Raw genomic sequence first — 18,740 nt, 5'->3', positions numbered from 1 at the left:
GACACGACCCTGGGTCTTTGGTTCGGGCCGTGCCGGCACCGGCCGGGGCACCCGGCGCGCCCGCCCCGGGGTGGCCGGAGCCGCCCGGACACGGGAGGGGCCGGGGTTCGCGAGTACGGTCCTGTCAGCACCCTCCGCGATCTGTTCACCCCGCGACCCCCGGAAGCGATCGACCGCCACCTTGATGAAGAACTCCCACACCCAGCGGCCCCGCCCGGGGGCCGCCATCCTGCTCACGGCGCTGCGCCGCAACAAGGGCGCCATGATCCTGGGCACCGTGCTCATGGGCCTGTACCAGGCGGCGGAGACCGCGTTTCCCATCGCGCTCGGCCTCATCGTCGAGCACACGATGCAGGACCGCGACCTCGGCTCGCTCGCCGTCGCTGTCGGCTCGCTCGCCGTGATCATCACGACGGTCTCCCTGTCGTGGCGGTTCGGTATGCGCGTGCTGCAGAAGGCCAACACCACCGAAGCGCACCGCTGGCGGGTGCGGGTGGCCGCCTGCGGGCTGCAGCCGGTCGCCAGGGACGTGGACCTCAAGTCCGGCGAGATCCTGACCATCGCCACCGAGGACGCCGACCAGACCGCCGACATCATCGAGGTGGTGCCGCTGCTGATCAGCTCGCTGGTCGCGGTGGCCGTCGCGGCGGTCGCCCTGGGCCTCGCCGACCTCCGGCTCGGCCTGCTGGTGATCGTGGGGACCGTCGCGATCCTGTCGGTCCTCGCCGTGATGTCCAGACGGATCGGGGCCGGCACGCGGGAACAGCAGGCCAGGGTGGCCCGGGCGGGCGCCAAGGTCGCCGACCTGATCGTCGGCCTGCGCCCGCTGCACGGGTTCGGCGGCAACCACGCCGCCTTCGGGGCCTACCGCCGGGTCAGTACGGACGCGAAGCGCCAGGCGATCACCGTCGCCCGCGTGAACGGCGCCTACGCGGGCACCGCGCTGGCCCTCAACGCGGCCCTCGCCGCGGCCGTCTCCCTGACGGCCGGCCTGCTGGCGTTCGAGGGCCGGATCACCATCGGCGAACTCGTCATGGCCGTGGGCCTCGCGCAGTTCATCATGGAACCGCTCAGGTTGTTCGCCGAGATGCCCAAGTACGTGATGACGGCCCGCGCTTCGGCCGAGCGCATGGCTCTCGTCCTCTCCGCGCGACCGGTGACGACACCGGGGACGGGGCGCCCGGAGCCCGGCGGAAGCCTCGAGGTCGAAGGCGTACGCCACGGGACGCTCCAGGGGGTCACGTTCTCGGTGGCGGCCGGTGAGTTCGTGGCGATCGCCGCCTATCAGCCGCGTGCGGCGGCCGACCTCGCCTCCGTCCTCGCGGTGAACGCCGCCCCCCACACGTACGGGGGAGTGGTGCGGGTCGGGGGCCGGGAGATCGCCGACCTGTCGATCGAGGCGGTCCGCGAACACCTGCTGGTGAACCCGTACGACGGAGAGATCTTCGCCGGCACGCTCCGTACGAACATCGACCCGTCGGGCACCGGCCGGGCGATCGCGGACGCCGTCGAGGCGTCCATGCTCACCGACGTCGTCGCCCTGCACCGGGAAGGGCTCGACCACGCGGTACGCGACCGGGGCGCGAACCTCTCCGGCGGCCAGCGCCAACGGCTGTCCCTGGCCCGAGCGTTGGCCGCCGACAGCGAGATACTGGTGCTGCGCGATCCCACGACGGCCGTCGACGCGGTCACCGAACAGCTCATCGCGCGCAACATCGCGAAGCTGCGCCGGGGCCGTACCACTGTCGTGATGACCAGCAGCCCGGCGCTCCTGGACGCCGCGGACCGGGTGCTCGTCCTGGACGGGGGCGTCGTCACCGCCGAGGACACCCACCGCGGCCTCCTCGCCGGCGACGAGGCCTACTGCCGGGCCGTGGCCAGGTGAACCGGAACGGGGGCCGGCGCCACGGCGGCCCGGTCAGCCCGGGGACGCCGCGCGCACCATCCGGAGCTGCCCGATCTCCGCGACGTTCTTCATCAGCTCGGCGTTGACCCACGCGGCCAGGTGCGCGACGGTGTGGTCCGGCCCCTGCTCCCAGGGAGACGACGGGGCGGGGGCGTCGAGAGCCGCGTCGTCCAGGCCGTCCAGCACCCCCAGCCACTCCTCCCGGAGCCCGCGCAGCCAGCCGATTGTCTTCTCGGCGTCGCCCGGCCACGCGACGTCCTCCCGGTCCCGGGGCCTGCGGCCCAGGGAGAGGTCGAGCGTCGTGCCCCACCACCAGCCGATGTGCCAGCTGAGCCAGCCGATCGACGGGACCGGAACGGGATCGGGCTCCGTCTCGGCCCAGTCCGGCGTCCACCGGCCGTCGGCCCGCAGGCGCACCGTCCAGCACAACGGCGCCGGCTGCCAGAGGAAGTCCTCGGTGTCGAGCCGCTCGAGGTGGTACTCGAACAGCGACCAGGTCAGATCGAACTGGCGGCGCAGAAGGTCACATCGCGAAGCGTTCACCGGGCGACCCTGACACACCCACGCGTCCCCGACAACGCGCTTTTCCGTGGTCCGGGCTCTCCGGCCCGGACGGAGATCCCGGGTTCTAGTAAGCGGCGAGCCGCTCCATCAGGGCGGCACCGCGCGCGAGCGTCTCCTGCTCGTCCTCGCCGAGTTCGAGGTCGATGGCCCGGGCGAGCCAGTCGGCGCGGCGGTCGCGCTCCGCCTCCAGTGCCGCCCTTCCCACGTCGGAGAGGTCGACGAGGGACTTGCGGCCGTCCGTCGGGTGCGCCCGGCGGACGACGAGACCCTGGTCCATGAGGAGCCCGACCGCGCGGGCCATCGACTGGGGGCGCACACGCTGGTCCGCCGCGAGATCGCTGGTGGTCATGGCCCCGTCCCGGTCGAGGACGCCCAGTACGGCGACCTGACCGTGCGGGATCCGGTCCTCCTGCTTCACGCGTCGCGCGAGTTTGCCCATGGCGACGCGCAGATCGGCGGCGACGGTGGCGGGCTCGGGGGTGGGCATAGGGCACTTTAACCCGGCGACCGTCGGTGGATCCCCGCAGATGGCCCGCGGAGGCATCTGAACAGCGCATCTGAACAGCGCATCTGAACAGCGCGACTGAACAGCGCGACTGAACAGTGAGGCTACGCAGCTGACCTGAACAGCATATCTGAACAGCCTTGCTGTAGAGTTGCCTCGTCGTGGCTCGCGCCGGCGTTGTCGCAAGAGTGCCGCGGCATGTGACTTCGGAAGGACCTCGCATGGCCCCCAAGGCAGTTGAGCCCACCGTCATCCAGTCCGTCACCGCCCGCCGGATCATCGACAGCCGGGGCAACCCCACCGTCGAGGTCGATGTCCGTCTCGCCGACGGCTCCCTCGGCCGCGCGGCGGTTCCCTCCGGTGCCTCCACCGGCGCCCGGGAGGCCCTGGAGCTGCGTGACGGGGACGCCGGGCAGTGGCACGGCAAGGGTGTCGACCGGGCGGTCGCCCACGTCAACGAGGACATCGCGGCCGCGGTCGTGGGCCGCGACGCGGACGACCAGGCGGGCCTGGACGCCGCGCTCGTCGCGCTCGACGGCACGCCCGACAAGTCCCGGCTCGGTGCGAACGCGATCCTCGGTGTCTCCCTCGCCGCCGCGAAGGCCGCCGCGGCGGCTCACCGCCAGCCGCTCTACCGCCATCTCGGCGGATCCGACGCCCGCCTTCTCCCGCTGCCGATGATGAACATCATCAACGGCGGCGCGCACGCCGACAACCCGCTGGACTTCCAGGAGTTCATGATCGCGCCGGTGGGTGCGGAGACCTTCGCGGAAGCCGTCCGCATGGGCTCCGAGATCTTCCACACCCTGCGGCGTGACCTGCTCGCCGCCGGACACGCCACCGGTGTCGGCGACGAGGGCGGCTTCGCGCCCGCGCTGCGCACGGCGGAGGAAGCGCTCGACTTCGTCATGAGCGCCGTCGAACGCACCGGGTACCGGCCCGGGGCGGACATCGGCCTGATCATGGACCCGGCCTCGTCGGAGTTCTTCCGTGACGGCGCGTACGTGTACGAGGGCGAGGGCGTGCGCCGCACCCCTTCCGAACAGGTCGACTACCTGGTCAAGCTGATCGACGCGTATCCGGTCGTCTCCATCGAGGACCCGATGGCCGAGGACGACATGGACGGCTGGCGCGAACTGACCACCCGCGTCGGGCACCGCTGCCAGCTCACCGGCGACGACGTGTTCTGTACCGACGAGGCGCAGGTGCGCGAGGGGATCCGGACCGGTGTCGGCAACTCGGTCCTGGTGAAGGTCAACCAGATCGGGACCCTGACCGAAGCCCTCGCCACGGTCGCCACCGCCCGTCGTGCGGGCTGGAGCGCCGTGATGTCCCACCGCTCCGGCGAGACGGAGGACACCACGATCGCGGACCTGGCGGTCGCGACGGGCTGCGGCCAGATCAAGACCGGCTCGCTGTCCCGCTCCGACCGCACGGCCAAGTACAACCAGCTCATCCGGATCGAGGAGGAGCTGGGCGCATCGGCCCAGTACGCGGGCGGGGCGCTGCTGTCCCGCTCCCGATAGCCGGGCGGGGAGACTCCCGCGCACGCTTCCCCGTGCGCGCGGAACGTGTGGCTCCCGGCGGACGGTCGCGCCCGCCGGGAGCCGCCCTCGGCTCACGGTGGCCCGGTCCGGGCAAGGAGCCGGACACCAGGTACCCGACGCCGCACGCACGCGCCGGCAGCGGCGCGGCCGGCCACGGAACCCCGGCCCGCTGCCCGGGGGCGCGAACTCCGCCGACGGCGTCCCCACCTTCGCCGTGGACCGGAACAGCGGAGGCACGGCGCTCCGGCGAGCTCTCGCTCAGCCGCCACCGCGCGGCGCGTACAGGATCCACAGCGGCCCTTCGGCGAGATCGACACGCTGTCCGTCGGGGGCGGTGTACACCGTGTCCGCGTCGGCCGCGCTCCGCGTCCACCGGGCCTCGTACGCCCGGCCGTCCCGCAGGACCACCGCGCTCCCCGATCCGACGGTCTCGGTGAACGGACTGGTGTTCCCGGACCGGTCGCGGAAGTCCGACGGCCGTACGGTCACGTCCTGGACGATGACCGTACCGGCCCCGAGCCGCCCGCCCTCGGTGGCGCGGGCGGGGGAGCCGTCCAGCGAGACGAGCCACCGATCCCGTTCGGCGGACCACCTGAACGTCACGGAAGCGGACGGATAGCGAACCGTGCGGCTGTCCTCCGGCTCCCCGCCGGGAGGCGGCGCGCCGACCTCGAGCCCCAGCTCCCCTACGGCGTTCACCCCGGAGGCCTCGAACGGGATCCGCTCCGGCCGCAGATAGAGATTGTGCGGCGCGGGCCGCTCCGGACCCCGGAAGTACGCCCCCGGCGCCTTCGAGGGCGGCACGGCGTCCAGCCGCGCGCGGTCGATGAGGGGCAGCAGCCTGCTCTGGGCCCCCGAGAAGGCCAGCGTCGGCCGGTCGAACTGCCGCAGCAGCTCCAGATCGGTCTCCCGCGCGCTGCGCACCGGGCCGACGACCGGCGGCAGAACGGAGGAGTACACGGCAAGGATCCGGCTCAGGCCGGCCTCCACCTGCTCGACGTAGACGATGTCGGCCCGCTCCAGACCGGTGTGGGGGCGCGCGGGCGCCACATTGTCGATCTTCACGGCGAGTACGTCGGTGGCCCGGCCCGCCCCGGAGGGAGAGCTGTCACGGGGCGAGGGGCCGTCCCCGCCCGCGCACGCGGCCGTGACGGCCAGTACGAGTGCGGTGAACAGCACTGCGGCCGAGGTCCTGGCTCCGGCTGCGGACATGGCGACCGCCCTTCCGGGGCGTCGGCCGACGGTGTCGGCGCAACGCCGTCGTGTCGCGGCCCCTCATCCATCATCACGCATCCGGCGCGCGCATGGTTGCGCGACCGCCGGTCCGGGCGGAAACGGCCCCGAACGGCCCCGAACAGCTGCGCGGCGAACGCCGCCCCCGCACGGACCGGCCGACTTGGCCGGAACTGCTCTGCGCCGCGCCCCTGATTCCGCTTCCGTGGTGGCGGTTGGCTCTCTACGGTTGCACCAGCGACGGGTTCCGCGCCCGGACCAGTACGACACGCCCGGACCAGTACGACAGACGAGGCAGAGGGGGTTCGGTGGAAGCCGAGTTGACGGCACTGGCGGCATCGGGGGCCACGGCCTTCGTGGGGCTGATGGTGACCGAGGCCTGGACGCAGGCGCGCGGGCGGGTGGCCCGGTTCCTGGGCGGAGGCGAGGACGACGAGGCGGTCGACGCGGAGCTGGAGGCGTCCCGCGCGGAGCTGACGGCCGCACGCGCCGCGGCCGACGACGAAGCGGTCGCCGACGTCGAGGAGGAGTGGCGCATCAGGCTCCGCCGTGCCCTGCGCGCCAACCCCGGGGCGGCGGACGAGCTGCGGGCCCTGCTCGACGAACTGTCCCCCCACGCGCCCGCGGGCCCCGCGGTGTCCGTCACCAACACCATCAGCGGAGGGACCCAGAACGGTCCGGTCATCCAGGGGCAGAACTTCTCCGCCCTGACGTTCAACAGCGGTCGCGGTGCCGACGCCCCGGAGCAGCGGCCGGGCACGGCGTGACGAGCGGGGACCGGAGCGGCCCCGACCGGACGACCGCGCGCAACGAGCTGTCCGGCGTCGTCAACGGCCCGGTCGTGCAGGCCGGCACGATCCACGGCGGCATCACGTTCCACGTCGGGGCGACCGCCCCGGCCGGGGAGTGGGCCGCCCCCGACGAGATCCCGCCACTGACCGTGCGGTTCCGGAACCGGGACGGGATGCTCGACCTGCTCGACGGCTTGTTCGCTCCCGACCCCGAAGGCGCGAGCATCGGCTTCGCCGCGCTGTACGGACTGCCGGGCGTCGGCAAGACCACGTTGGCGTCCCGCTGGGCGGAACGGGGACGGGAGCGGTTCCCCGACGGGCAGATCTACGTGGACTTCGCCACCCTGCGGGGAGAGACGGCGGGCGCCGACGTCTCCGAGGCCGCGTGGAGCTGCCTGAAGTCCCTGGGCGTCGACGCGGCGTACATCCCCACCTCGCTCGCCGACCGGGCCCGCCTCCTGCGGACCCGGACGGCGGGCAGACGGCTGCTGCTCTTCCTGGACAACATCTCCGACCCCGCCCACGCGGCCGCGCTCCTGCCGAAGGGCAGGGGCAGTGTGCTGCTCGTGGCAAGCGGTTCACGGCTGGGGGAACTCGCCATGGACGGCGCGCGGATGGTGCCGGTGGAGCCGCTCGACCGCGAGAGCAGCCTGCAGGTGCTCGCCGACCGGTGCGGCGCCGAGACCGTCGCGGCGGACCCGGACGCGGCGGACGAGGTGGTGCGGCTCTGCGGCGGGCTGCCGGTGGCGTTGCACGTGGCCGCCGCCCGGCTGACGACGGAGACGCGTCTGACGTTTCCCGCGCTCGCGGCGGAGCTGGCCGACGAGTCGCGCCGACTGGCAGGAATGTCCCTGGGAAAGGAACGGTCCGTGGCCGCCGCGTTCGACCTCGCCTACCGTGAACTCGCCCCCGAGCCGGCCCGGCTCCACCGCCTGATGGGCTGGTACCCGGGAGCCACCTTCGACGCCGGAGTCGCCGCGGTGGCGGCGGACCTGGACCCGCGACGTACCGCGGACGCGCTGGACGCGCTGACCCGGGCCGGTCTGCTGGAGGAGACGCCGGACGGGCGCTTCCGCTTCCACGATCTCGTGCGCCTGCACGCCCGTGAGCGCGCGACGGAGGAAGAGCCCCCGGGCGAGCGCCCCGCTCTCGTACGGCGTGTGACGCAGCACTACCTGGCCCTCACCGCGCTCGCCGACCGGGCCGTCCGGCTGGACCGGCTGCGGATCGCCGACCACACCGGCCTGCTCACCGACGTACCGGACCCCTTCGCGGCCGAGGGCGGCCCGGAGCCGCTGGCCTGGCTGGAGGCCGAACACCGCAACATCCTCGGCGTGCTGCGTGCCGCCGCGCGCGAGGGAACGCTGCACACGGAGGTCTGGCAGCTCGCCGAGGCGTTCACGGTCCTGTTCCTCCACCACCGGCACCTCGGTGACTGGCGGGAATCGCTCGAACTCGGAGCGAACGCCGCCGCGGAGGCCGTGGTCCCGGCCGCCGAGGCGCGCTTGCGCAGCCTGCTGTCGCGCCCGCTGATGGACCTGGGCGAGTACGCGGCCGCCCGGCGTGAGCTCGACACCGCGCAGGCCTGCGCCGAGGTGGCGGATCATCTGGTCGTCCGTGCCTCCGTTCAGGAGTTCTCCGGACGCTACTGGGACCGTATCGACCCCTCCCGGGCCATGGCGGCCTACCGGAGCGCGCTCGCCCTCAACACGGCGGCGAAGGAGTACCGCGGCGCCGCCATCGCCTCCTACTTCCTCGGCTGTGCCCAGGACGCCGCCGGCGACTCCCGTGAGGCGCTCGACACCCTGCGCGGCGCCCACGAACAGCTCACCGCACGCGAGGATCCGAGGATGGCGGCCCGGGTCCTGATGGCCATCGGTCTCGCCCACGACCACCTCGACGAGACGCGGGAGGCGATCACCGCCCTCGGTGAGGCCGCCGCCGTCCTCCGCACGCAGGAGGCCACCCATTACGAGGCGCAGGCCCTCGTGGCACTGGCGGACATTCAGGAACGCTCCCACGGCGACCCCCGCGAGGTGCGGGCCCGTCTTGAGCGCGCCCTGGAGATCTACGAGGCCGGTGGCAGCCCTCGCGCGGAAGAGCTGCGGGAGCGGCTGGAGGAAGGACCGGAGGAAGAGCCGACGAGCGGGTGACGCACGGCGGGCGTGTGCCCGCGCGCAGCTTCGCTCAGCCCGCGCCGCTGCCCGCCGACGGTGCGCGCAGTCGCAGGGCCACGGCCTCGTCGCGCGCGCCGATCCGCAGCGTCACGAGCACGCCGTCCAGCGGAGCGGCGGCGCGCAGCAGTGAGTAGACGACCGCGGCGGTCGGACCCGGGGTGGCCGGAGGCCCGGTCATGGACGCCTCCACGATCCGCCCGTCGCGGAGCCCCACCAGGCAGCCCCCATCGCTCAGCGCGGCCGCCGCGAGCCGACATCCCGGCAGACGTGCCAGGGCGTTCCCGATCCATCGGAGCGCGGCCGTGGAGGAAGGAGCCGGAGCCCCGCGCAGCAGTACCGAAGCGCTCTCCACCAGCCTCCGGTCCTGCTCGCGTTCGTCGCAGGCGAGATGACGGAAGCGCCCGACGGTCTCGTCCTCCTCCCCGAACCCGCGCGCGTCCTTGTCCACGCTTCCGCCGGCGTTCCCGTACGGTGCCACCGCCACAGGCCGTCGGCGTACGGTGACGGTGTCCGGTTCCGCACCCGGGGAGACGGTGCTGACGACCGTCCAGGCGGTCACCTCCGCTCCGGCCGCGTCGGGCTCGTCCAGATACAGCGCGGGCGGGGGATCGGGCCTGGGTTCCGTGAGGTCCAGCAGGTGGTAGAGCGCGGCGCGCAGCCGGGCCAGAGCCTGCCCCGGCCGGTCGAACGCTCCCTCGGCGATCGCGGCGAACCGGCCCGGGGTCTGCTCCGCCAGGGCGGACATGATCTGTTCACGTACGTCACCGTCGGCGTCCAGGCGGGGAGCGGTCCGCCCGAGCGCGGCCGCGGCGGTGCCGTCGACGCTCTCGCTGCCGAAGGCCCCCAACAGGACCGGCTTGCCGAGCGCCGCCCCGTACAGCGTCACCGAGCCGTGATCGCCCACCACCACGTCCGCCGCGACCAGCGCGGGGCGCCAGGCGTGGATGTGCGGGACGAGCATCAGCCCGGCTTCCAGCGCCGGGGCCAGGAGGGTGCGGATCTGCCAGGAACCGTGGCCGGACCAGACGTTGGGGTGGACGATCGCCGCGACGCGGAACTCGTCGTACGGGAGTGCGGCCAGGGTCCGGGCCGCCAGCTCCGGGTCCTGCCCGATCAGCGAGGTGCGGCCCCAGGTGGAGCTGAGCACCACGAGCCGGTGCCCGGCGGGTACCCCGAGCGCCCGCCGGTAGGTGTCCGCCCGTCCGGCGCTGACGAGCAGTTCGTCGTAGCAGGGGTCACCCACGAGCAGCGTGCGACCGGCCGCCTTCGGATGGGAGGAGAGCAGCTGTTCCTCCTGGCTCGGATGCGAGATCGCCAGCCAGGCACGCCCGGACTCCAGGAGACGGTCCGGCACCACTCCGGACAGCCGGTCACGCGGACCGCGGGAATCCGGTACCTGCTTCTGGAAGCCGATGCCGTGCGGCAGCACGAGGACCGGGCAGGGCCCTTCCGGCACATCGACGTTCTCGCTGGCCGTGAGGATCAGATCGGGCTCGGCGTGCCGCACCTGCGCCCAGGGGATGACCCGGCAGCCTGCGTCGTGCAGCAGCTCCAGCACGCCGTCGCCGAACGCGGAAGTGGGGTCATGGGCGAAGACCACGGTCACCCGTGCGTCCCCGCGCAGCAGGGCGGGCAGGCATTCGAGGACCCGTACGGTCGAGGTCACCGTACGGGCCGCTACGACCAGGGTCTTCTCACCGTGAAAGGTGCTCCATCGTCCGGCGTCGGCGCCGACGGGGACGCGGAGGGGCTGGCTAGCGTGCATGGCCACCCCGAAAGGCTACGGGCACACCGTGCCGACGCGGCTCGCGGCTCGCGGCTCGCGGCTCGCGGCTCGCGGCTCGCGGCTCGCGGCTCGCGGCTCGCGGCTCGCGGCTATGGTCGACTTATCGCTTTTCAAGCGGTAGGGCAATCCTCTCGGGGTTCGAACTGGACCTCGAACTGGGGGCGCGGGGCGGTCATATCGTACGGGAGTCGTCACCGGTCGGGCCGTGGGTCGACCGGCCCCCGACGGTGCGGCTCCTGACGGACGGTCTGGTCCAGACCTCTTGACCGAAGGTCTGGACCATTCTACGGTTTGGCAGGGTCACGACACAGGGCGGGGCGGGGCGAACCTTTCGCCCTGTCGGCGGCGGACCCGGGCAGGAAGGACGTACGGATCATGGGGCGTACATCACGGTTGCTGGGCCTCGGCCTGGCCGCGGCGCTCGTTGTACCGATGCTGGTCGGAGCCGCTCCGCCGAAGTCCGCGGAGACGAACATCGCGGCCGCCGAGACCTGCGCGGTCAAGTCGAAGCCCACGGGCAAGGTGCTCCAGGGGTACTGGGAGAACTGGGACGGGGCGGCCAACGGCGTGCACCCGCCGCTCGGCTGGATCCCGATCACCGACCCCCGCATCACCCAGCACGGCTACAACGTCATCAACGCGGCCTTCCCCGTCATCCGCTCCGACGGCACCGTCCTCTGGGAGGACGGCATGGACAGGACCGTCAAGGTCGCGACCCCCGCCGAGATGTGCCAGGCCAAGGCCAACGGCCTCACCACCCTCATGTCGATCGGCGGAGCCGCGGCAGGGATCGATCTCAGCTCCAGCGCGGTGGCCGACCGGTTCGTCGCGACGATCGTCCCGATCCTGAAGAAGTACAACTTCGACGGCATCGACATCGACATCGAGACCGGCCTCGTCGGCAGCGGCAACATCAACCAGCTGTCCGCGTCGCAGTCCAACCTCATCCGCATCATCGACGGCGTCCTCGCCGCGATGCCGCCGAACTTCGGCCTCACCATGGCGCCCGAGACGGCGTACGTCACCGGCGGCAGCGTCGTCTACGGCTCGATCTGGGGCTCGTACCTGCCCATCATCAAGAAGTACGCCGACAACGGCCGCCTGTGGTGGCTGAACATGCAGTACTACAACGGCAGCATGTACGGCTGCTCCGGTGACTCCTACGCCGCCGGCACCGTCGCGGGCTTCACCGCCCAGACCGACTGTCTGAACAAGGGGCTCGTCATCCAGGGCACCACCATCAAGGTGCCCTACGACAAGCAGGTCCCCGGCCTCCCCGCCCAGCCCGGCGCCGGCGGCGGCCACATGTCCACCGGACTCGTCTCACAGGCCTGGAACCACTACAACGGCTCCCTCAAGGGGCTGATGACCTGGTCCCTGAACTGGGACGGCTCCAGGGGCTGGACCTTCGGCGACAACGTGAGGTCCCTCCAGGGCCGTTGAGCCCCCGCCCGTACGGTTCCGCGCCCCCGGTCCGCTCCGGACCCGGGGCGCGGCGCCGCTCCGGCCGGGCCGCGACACGAGGAAGGCGTGAACCGGTCGCGCGCCGGGGCGGCCGGGAGAGCAGAATCGGGTACGGACCGGTGTGATCGTTTCCCCGGTGCGCCGGGCCCGTCTCCCCGCGGGCCGGCCCGACGACGAGAACGTACGAGGAGACCCGATGGTGCACGAACGGGCCGGTCACCCGGCGCAGCCCGCAGACCTGGTCGACGTGGCCCGGCTGGTGACGGCCTATTACGCACTCCACCCCGATCCGGCCGAGCCCGCGCAACGGGTGGCCTTCGGGACCTCCGGCCACCGGGGCTCCGCGTTCAACGCCGCGTTCAACGAGGACCACATCGCCGCGACCACCCAGGCGATCTGCGACTACCGCACCCGCCAGGGCACCGACGGACCCCTGTTCCTCGGCGCGGACACCCACGCCCTGTCCGAACCCGCCCGGGTCACCGCCCTGGAGGTGCTCGCGGCCAACGGGGCCACCGTCCTCATCGACAGCGAGGACGGCTACACCCCGACCCCCGCCGTCTCGCACGCCATCCTCACGTACAACCGGGGCCGCACCGCGCACCTGGCCGACGGGATCGTGATCACCCCCTCGCACAACCCGCCCGCCGACGGCGGCTTCAAGTACAACCCGCCGAACGGGGGACCGGCCGCCTCCGACGCCACCTCCTGGATCCAGGACCGGGCCAACGCCCTGATCGAGTCCGGGCTCGGAGAGGTCCGCCGGATCCCGTACGCCCGCGCCCTGGCCGCCGACACCACCCGCCGGCACGATTTCCTGACCGCGTACGTCGACGACCTGCCCTCCGTCCTCGACCTCGACCCGGTACGGGACGCGGGGATCCGCATCGGGGCCGACCCGCTCGGTGGCGCGTCCGTCGCCTACTGGGGGCGGATCGCCGAACGCCACCGCATCGACCTCACCGTCGTCAACCCGCTCGCCGACCCCACCTGGCGGTTCATGACGCTGGACTGGGACGGCAGGATCCGCATGGACTGCTCGTCCCCGCACGCCATGGCCTCGCTGATCGCCCAGCGCGACGCGTACGCCATCGCCACCGGGAACGACGCCGACGCCGACCGGCACGGCATCGTCACCCCCGACGGCGGCCTGATGAACCCCAACCACTATCTGGCCGTCGCCATCGACTACCTCTACACCCACCGCGAGGGCTGGGCCGCCGGGACCGGCATCGGCAAGACCCTGGTCTCCTCGTCCATGATCGACCGGGTCGCCCACGACCTCGGCCGTCCCCTGGTGGAGGTCCCGGTCGGCTTCAAGTGGTTCGTCGACGGCCTCTTCGAGGGCCGTCTCGGCTTCGGCGGCGAGGAGTCCGCCGGGGCCTCCTTCCTGCGCCGCGACGGCCGGGTCTGGACCACGGACAAGGACGGCATCCTGCTGGCCCTCCTCGCCTCCGAGATCACCGCCGTCACCGGCTCCACCCCCTCCCAGCACTACGCGCGGCTCACCGGCCGCTTCGGCGACCCGGCGTACGCCCGCGTCGACGCACCCGCCACCCGCGAGGAGAAGGCCGTCCTGGCCCGGCTCTCCCCGCAGCAGGTCAAGGCCGACAGCCTGGCCGGAGAGCCCGTCACCGCCGTGCTCACCGAGGCCCCCGGCAACGGTGCGGCGATCGGCGGCCTCAAGGTCTGCACCGACAGCGCCTGGTTCGCCGCCCGCCCCTCGGGCACCGAGGACGTCTACAAGGTGTACGCGGAGAGCTTCCAGGGCCCCGGCCATCTCGCCCGGGTCCAGGAGGAGGCCCGGGCTCTGGTCTCCGAAGCACTCGGCGACGCCTGAGCCGACCGGGATGCCGTCCGGGGGTGGGGCGGCCCGTCCCCGGGCGGCACGCGCTCGGCTCGGGTGGGCGCGCGCGTGGCCGCCGTGGACCGGTCCCGCCGATCCCCGGTCAACTCGGTGAGGGATGGCTGAACTCCCTGATCAGGGGGCTTGTGGCACCCGCAGTAGGGGCACGCTCTCGGTCCTCCCGTCACTGGGACCGTGCCACCCGCCGCCCCCGCGTCCCGGCGACGTGCCCCTGGACGGCCGCAGCGTCAGCCGGTCACACCCAGCAGCAAGGCCCAGGACTCCAGGGCGGGCTGCTCGGCGAGGTCGGCGAAGGCCACCTCGACGCCGTGGTCGCGGCGCCAGGCGGCGACCAGTGACATGAGGCGGACGGAGTCGAGGCCGTAGTCGACGAGGTTCTCGTCGAGCGGGATCTCCTCCGGGTCCTCGCCCAGGACGTCCGCGACATCGGCACGGAGCTGTTCGAGCGTGAGCGCCACCGCGGTCACTTCCCTTCGAAGACGGTCCGGGCGGTCGTGACGACGGCGCACCTGCCCGCGGCCCAGCGCAGCGCCATCGCATGGTCATCCGCCGAGAAGTCCGCCACAGCGTCGGCCACCACGAACGCCTGGATGTCCCGCATCCAGGCGTCGCACGCGGTCATGAGCACACCGATGTGGGCGTAGACGCCGGTGATGACGATCTGGTCGCGGCCCTGCCCGCGCAGCCGCTCCAGCAGATCGGTGCGGACGAACCCGCTGTACTTCCACTTGGTGAGCACGGTGTCGCCCGCGTCGGGTGCGACCTCGTCCGCGATGGCCGCCAGGTGCTCGTCGGCGGGGAGTCCGGGGCCCCAGAAGTCCTGCTGGAGACCGCGCTCCTCCGCGCTCTGGCCGCCGGGCTGCGCGGTGTAGAGGACCGGCACGCCGAGCCGCGTCGCGCTCTTCTTCAACTCGGCCACGTGAGCGAGGAGTTCGGGCACCGGTTCGGCCCGGCGGTCGTACGCCGACAGGAAATGGTTCTGCAGGTCGTGGACGAGGAGCACCGCACGCGCGGGGTCGACGGTCCAGCCGACCCGGTTGGCGGGCAGCTCGTCGGCGGCCGGCATGGGATAGGGAGCGATGGCGGGCAGAGCCATGGTGGAGAGGTTCCGTTCGGGGAGGCGTTCAGCGGGAGGGGGAAGGAGAGGCGGTGCGAGCCGCGGCGTGGCGCAGGTCCTTCTTGGAGACCTTGCCCACACCGGTCTGCGGGAAGGCGTCGACGAACTCGACCCGGTCCGGCACCTTGTAGGAGGCCAGGCCCCGTTCGCGTACGAACCGCTTGACGGCCACCGCCTTCAGCGGACCGGCGCCCGAGCGCAGGATCACGTAGGCGCAGACGCGTTCGCCCAGGTACGGGTCGGGCTCGGCCACCACGTTGGCGTCGTGCACGGCGGGGTGGGCGAGGATGTGGTTCTCGACCTCCTCGGCGGCGATCTTCTCGCCGCCCCGGTTGATCTGGTCCTTGGCCCGCCCCTCGACGACGATGTGTCCGGTGGCGGTGGTCCGCACGATGTCGCCGGTGCGGTAGAAACCGTCCTCGGTGAAGGAACGGGCGTTGTGCTCGGGGGCGTTCCAGTAGCCGCGGATCGTGTACGGCCCCCGGGTCAGCAGATGACCGGTCCGGCCCGGGGCGACCTCCTGATCGTCGTCGTCGACGACGAGAATCTCGTCGTCGGGCGAGATGGGCCGCCCCTGCGTGGTGACGATGGTCTCGACGGGGTCGTCCAGCCGGGTGTAGTTGACGAGCCCCTCGGCCATGCCGAAGACCTGTTGGAGCGTGCAGCCGAGAGCGGGGCGGACCCGGCGGGCCGCCTCCTCGCTGAACTTGGCGCCCCCCACGAGCAGCACGTCCAGGCTGCCGAGGTCGTGCGCGGTGCCGGGCGCCGCCTCCGTCCACAACAGGGCCAGCGGTGGCACGAGTCCGGTGATGGTGACGCCCTCACGCTCGATCAGTGGGAACGCCACCTCCGGCGAGGGCCCCGGGCACAGCACCACACGGCCGCCGGCGTACAGCGTGCCGAGTGAACCGGGCGATGAGAGCGGGAAGTTGTGGGCCGCCGGCAGCACGCACAGATACACGCTCGTCGCGTCGACGGCGCAGATCTCGTTGGAGCCCCGCAGCGAGTAGATGTAGTCGTCGTGGGTGCGCGGGATCAGCTTCGGTACGCCGGTGCTGCCGCCGGAGAGCTGTAGGAAGGCGAGGTCGTCCGGGCGGGGGCCGCCGTAGCCGACCGGCTCCTCGGCGACCTCGGCCAGCGCCTCGAACTCGCCGGGGTCCCCCTGGGCGACGAAGACATGGCGCAGGGTCCCCACGTTGGCGCGGGCCTTCGACGCCAGCTCACGGTAGTCGTAGCCGCCGTGCTCGGCCGCGATGACGTAGGCCACCGCCCCGGTGAACTCGCAGAAGTAGGTGATCTCGCTCTCCCGGTGCGCGGGCAGTGCGAAGACGGGCAGCGCGCCGATCCGGAACAGCGCGAAGATCACCTCGAAGAACTCGGCGATGTTGGGGAGTTGCACCACCACCCTGTCGCCCTTGGCGATGTCGCGGGCGAGGAACCCCGCCGCCAGCCGGTCGGCGCGCCGGTCGAGATCGGCGTACGTCCACCGGCTTCCCGCCGCCGGATCGACGACGGCGACCCGGTCCGGGTGGTCCTCGGCGCGCTGCCGCAGCATCTCCCCGAACGTCTCCCCGCGCCACCAGCCGGCCGCCCGGTACTTCTCCGCGAACTCGGCGGGCCAGGTGGGCGCCGCGTCCGTGCTCACAGCTCGGCTCCCACGGCGCTCAGGAAGGTGCGGAACTTGGCGGCGGTCTCGGCGGCCTCCGCCTCGGGCTCGGAGGCGGCGACGATTCCCGCTCCCGCGTACAGCCGCAGCGTGCGCTCCTCGGCGTCGGCGCAGCGGATCGTGACGACCCATTCGCCGTCGCCCTCGGCGTTGCCCCAGCCGACCACGCCGGTGAAGAACCCGCGGTCGAACGGTTCGGTCTCCCTGATGACCTGACGGGCGGTCGGCGTCGGTGTGCCGCAGACGGCGGGCGTCGGGTGCAGCGCGCAGGCCAGCTCCAGTGCCGAGGCGTCGGGGGAGGCGAGGGCGCCGGTGACCGTGGTGGACAGGTGCCACATGGTGGCGGTGCGGATGAGCGTCGGCCGGGCCGGGACGGTCAGGTCCGTGCAGTGCGGGGCGAGTGCCTGGTGGACGGCGTCCACGACGACGGCGTGCTCGTGCAGGTCCTTGACGGATTCCAGCAGGGCGGCCGCCCGGCGCACGTCCTCGGCGAGGTCGGTGCTGCGGGGGGTCGACCCGGCGAGCGGATTGGCGACGACCTGCCGCCCGTGGCGGGAGACCAGCAGTTCGGGGCTGGCGCCGATGAGAGTGCGCCCGGGACCGGTCGGCAGGGCGAAGGTGTAGCCGGAGGGGTCACGGCGGGCGAGGCGCTGGAGCATCGCCGGCAGGTCGAGCGGGGCCTCGGAGGAGAGTTCGAGGGTGCGGGCCAGCACGACCTTGCTGAACTCGCCGCGCCACATGCGCTCCACGGCGGCTGCGACGCCCTTGCCGTAGGTCTCCGGTTCGGGCACCGGGCGTATCCGCCAGCCGCCCGCGGCGGGTGCGCTCGCGGGCAGGGCTATGAGCGGGTCGGAGGCGAGCGGCGGCGCGCAGAGCACCAATTCCGGGACGCTCAGGGCGGCCGGGGCCGCGTGGTCGAAGGGGATGGCGCCCATGACCACCGGCGCATCCTGACCGGCGGCGACCGCCTCGGCGAGCGTGAGGCCCACCCGCGCGGTCAACGGTCTCTCGTCGTGCGGGACGTGGCGCCCGGCGCCTGGTGCGAGCAGGGTGCGTCCGGGGGTGGCGAGGAAGTGGGCGCCCGGTGTGTAGGCGTCCAGCAGTGAGGTGGCCGCTCCTACGGCCGGATGGGCCGGATCGGCCGGGGCGGTGTGCGTGGCGACCTGGGATGCCGTCGACACGGGGACTCCATTCTCGATGATCCCGTCAGCGGGTGCGGGGGCTTGACGGGAGGTGAGGGAAAGGGGGGAGGGATGGTCGGGCCGGTCAGCGCAGGGTCGCGCCGCCGTCGACGTACAGCTCCTGCATGGTGATGTGGCGGGCACGGTCCGAGGCGAGGAACGCCACCGTCTCCGCGATGTCCCCGGGGTCGGCGATCCGGCCGAGCGGGATGCCGGTGCGGTAGGTCGAGGGGTCCCCGTCGATGACACGCTGTTCAGCGCCCGGGCCGGCCCACAGCGCGCGTTGCATCGGCGTATCGGTGGAGCCGGGTGCGACGACGTTGCAGCGAACGCCGCTGCGGGCGAGTTCGAGCCCCAGGCACTTGGTGAACATGGCGGCGGCCGCCTTGGAAGCGGCGTAGGCGGCCATGCCGGTGCGGGGGATGCCGGCGGCGTTGGAGCCGACGGTGACGACCGCGCCGGATCCGCGGGCCGCCATGAGCGGGGCGACGGCCTGGCAGACGTGGAAGACGCCGGTGGCGTTCACCGCGAACGTCTCCGCCCAGTCCTGCGCGGAGAGCACCGCCGCCGGGCCGGTGCGCAGGATGCCCGCCACGTTCACCAGGACGTCGATCGGGCCGAGTTCGCGTTCGACCCGGGCCACGGTGCTCTCCACCGAAGTCCGGTCGGTGACGTCCATCACGTACGGGGTCGGGCTGCCCCCCGAACGTTCGACGCCGGGCGGTCTCTCCTGGGTCAGGGGCCGCTCGGCGGCCGACGCCCCGCCGTTCGGCCGGGCGCGATCGGTGGCGGCCACGCGGGCGCCGAGGGCGGCGAGCAGGTCGGCGACCGCCGCGCCGATGCCTTGTGCGGCACCGGTGACCAGGGCGGTGCGGCCGGTGAACTCGCCACTTCTGCCCGGTATGTGCTCAGGCATGAGTGACCTCCTCCGGATGC

The 18,740-nt window shown here is 72.8% G+C and carries 15 protein-coding genes; 6 read left to right on the top strand and 9 right to left on the bottom strand.

The genetic code is table 11. From position 1 onward, the window contains the following. Positions 1–184: 184 nt before the first annotated feature. Positions 185–1,885: an ABC transporter ATP-binding protein gene (locus PSQ21_RS00870; RefSeq protein WP_274028426.1), complete on the top strand. Its 1,701-nt coding sequence runs from the start codon at positions 185–187 to the stop codon at positions 1,883–1,885. Positions 1,886–1,918: 33 nt separating this feature from the next. Here PSQ21_RS00870 and PSQ21_RS00865 read toward each other — a convergent pair whose 3' ends face one another. Both PSQ21_RS00865 and PSQ21_RS00860 read right to left on the bottom strand, forming a co-directional pair. Continuing rightward, positions 1,919–2,449 (bottom strand): DinB family protein, encoded by a 531-nt coding sequence (locus PSQ21_RS00865; RefSeq protein ID WP_274028425.1) that lies wholly within the window; start codon positions 2,447–2,449, stop codon positions 1,919–1,921. Between the two features lie 85 nt (positions 2,450–2,534). Then, complete coding sequence (locus PSQ21_RS00860; protein ID WP_274028424.1) at positions 2,535–2,957, bottom strand: MarR family winged helix-turn-helix transcriptional regulator; 423 nt, start codon at positions 2,955–2,957, stop codon at positions 2,535–2,537. 239 nt (positions 2,958–3,196) lie between these two features. Here PSQ21_RS00860 and eno point away from each other — a divergent pair, with 239 nt between their 5' ends. Beyond that, the gene (eno, locus tag PSQ21_RS00855; protein ID WP_274028422.1) at positions 3,197–4,501 is read left to right on the top strand and encodes a phosphopyruvate hydratase; all 1,305 of its coding nucleotides are present in this window, start codon (positions 3,197–3,199) and stop codon (positions 4,499–4,501) included. A 279-nt stretch (positions 4,502–4,780) separates the two neighbouring features. On the opposite strand, the gene PSQ21_RS00850 is transcribed toward eno, so the two are convergent. Next, complete coding sequence (locus tag PSQ21_RS00850) at positions 4,781–5,734, bottom strand: DUF3048 domain-containing protein (RefSeq protein WP_274028421.1); 954 nt, start codon at positions 5,732–5,734, stop codon at positions 4,781–4,783. A 329-nt stretch (positions 5,735–6,063) separates the two neighbouring features. Between PSQ21_RS00850 and PSQ21_RS00845 the strand changes: the two genes are divergently transcribed. Beyond that, complete coding sequence (locus tag PSQ21_RS00845; RefSeq protein WP_274028420.1) at positions 6,064–6,522, top strand: hypothetical protein; 459 nt, start codon at positions 6,064–6,066, stop codon at positions 6,520–6,522. Next, on the top strand, positions 6,519–8,699 hold the full coding sequence (locus tag PSQ21_RS00840) for an NB-ARC domain-containing protein (RefSeq protein WP_274028419.1): 2,181 nt from the start codon (positions 6,519–6,521) through the stop codon (positions 8,697–8,699). The genes PSQ21_RS00845 and PSQ21_RS00840 overlap by 4 nt, the downstream gene beginning before the upstream one ends. A 34-nt stretch (positions 8,700–8,733) precedes the next feature. On the opposite strand, the gene PSQ21_RS00835 is transcribed toward PSQ21_RS00840, so the two are convergent. Further along, complete coding sequence (locus tag PSQ21_RS00835) at positions 8,734–10,488, bottom strand: hypothetical protein (protein WP_274035593.1); 1,755 nt, start codon at positions 10,486–10,488, stop codon at positions 8,734–8,736. Positions 10,489–10,884: 396 nt separating this feature from the next. On the opposite strand from PSQ21_RS00835, the gene PSQ21_RS00830 reads away from it, so the two are divergent. Together PSQ21_RS00830 and pgm are read left to right on the top strand one after the other, a co-directional pair. Continuing rightward, a complete protein-coding gene (locus tag PSQ21_RS00830) occupies positions 10,885–11,952 on the top strand; it encodes a chitinase (RefSeq protein WP_274028418.1) in 1,068 nt (355 codons plus the stop codon). Between the two features lie 217 nt (positions 11,953–12,169). Next, a complete protein-coding gene (gene pgm / locus PSQ21_RS00825) occupies positions 12,170–13,813 on the top strand; it encodes a phosphoglucomutase (alpha-D-glucose-1,6-bisphosphate-dependent) (RefSeq protein WP_274028417.1) in 1,644 nt (547 codons plus the stop codon). Between the two features lie 254 nt (positions 13,814–14,067). Here the strand turns inward: pgm and PSQ21_RS00820 are convergent, their stop codons facing one another. The 5 genes from PSQ21_RS00820 to dhbA all read right to left on the bottom strand — a co-directional run bounded on the left by PSQ21_RS00820 (position 14,068) and on the right by dhbA (position 18,720). Next, on the bottom strand, positions 14,068–14,298 hold the full coding sequence (locus PSQ21_RS00820; RefSeq protein WP_274028415.1) for a phosphopantetheine-binding protein: 231 nt from the start codon (positions 14,296–14,298) through the stop codon (positions 14,068–14,070). A 5-nt stretch (positions 14,299–14,303) separates the two neighbouring features. Further along, the gene (locus tag PSQ21_RS00815; RefSeq protein WP_274028414.1) at positions 14,304–14,936 is read right to left on the bottom strand and encodes an isochorismatase family protein; all 633 of its coding nucleotides are present in this window, start codon (positions 14,934–14,936) and stop codon (positions 14,304–14,306) included. A 28-nt stretch (positions 14,937–14,964) separates the two neighbouring features. Further along, entirely contained in the window at positions 14,965–16,602 is a 1,638-nt protein-coding gene (locus tag PSQ21_RS00810; protein WP_274028412.1) for a (2,3-dihydroxybenzoyl)adenylate synthase, read from the bottom strand. Beyond that, positions 16,599–17,804 (bottom strand): isochorismate synthase DhbC, encoded by a 1,206-nt coding sequence (dhbC, locus tag PSQ21_RS00805; RefSeq protein WP_274028410.1) that lies wholly within the window; start codon positions 17,802–17,804, stop codon positions 16,599–16,601. The genes PSQ21_RS00810 and dhbC overlap by 4 nt, the downstream gene beginning before the upstream one ends. An 85-nt stretch (positions 17,805–17,889) precedes the next feature. Continuing rightward, positions 17,890–18,720 (bottom strand): 2,3-dihydro-2,3-dihydroxybenzoate dehydrogenase, encoded by an 831-nt coding sequence (gene dhbA, locus PSQ21_RS00800; protein ID WP_274028409.1) that lies wholly within the window; start codon positions 18,718–18,720, stop codon positions 17,890–17,892. Between the last annotated feature and the right edge of the window lie 20 nt (positions 18,721–18,740).

The organism is Streptomyces sp. MMBL 11-1, assembly GCF_028622875.1.
GTDB lineage: Bacteria > Actinomycetota > Actinomycetes > Streptomycetales > Streptomycetaceae > Streptomyces.
Note: the sequence above shows the minus strand (reverse complement) of the source record. Positions and strands in the feature narration are given on the sequence as shown.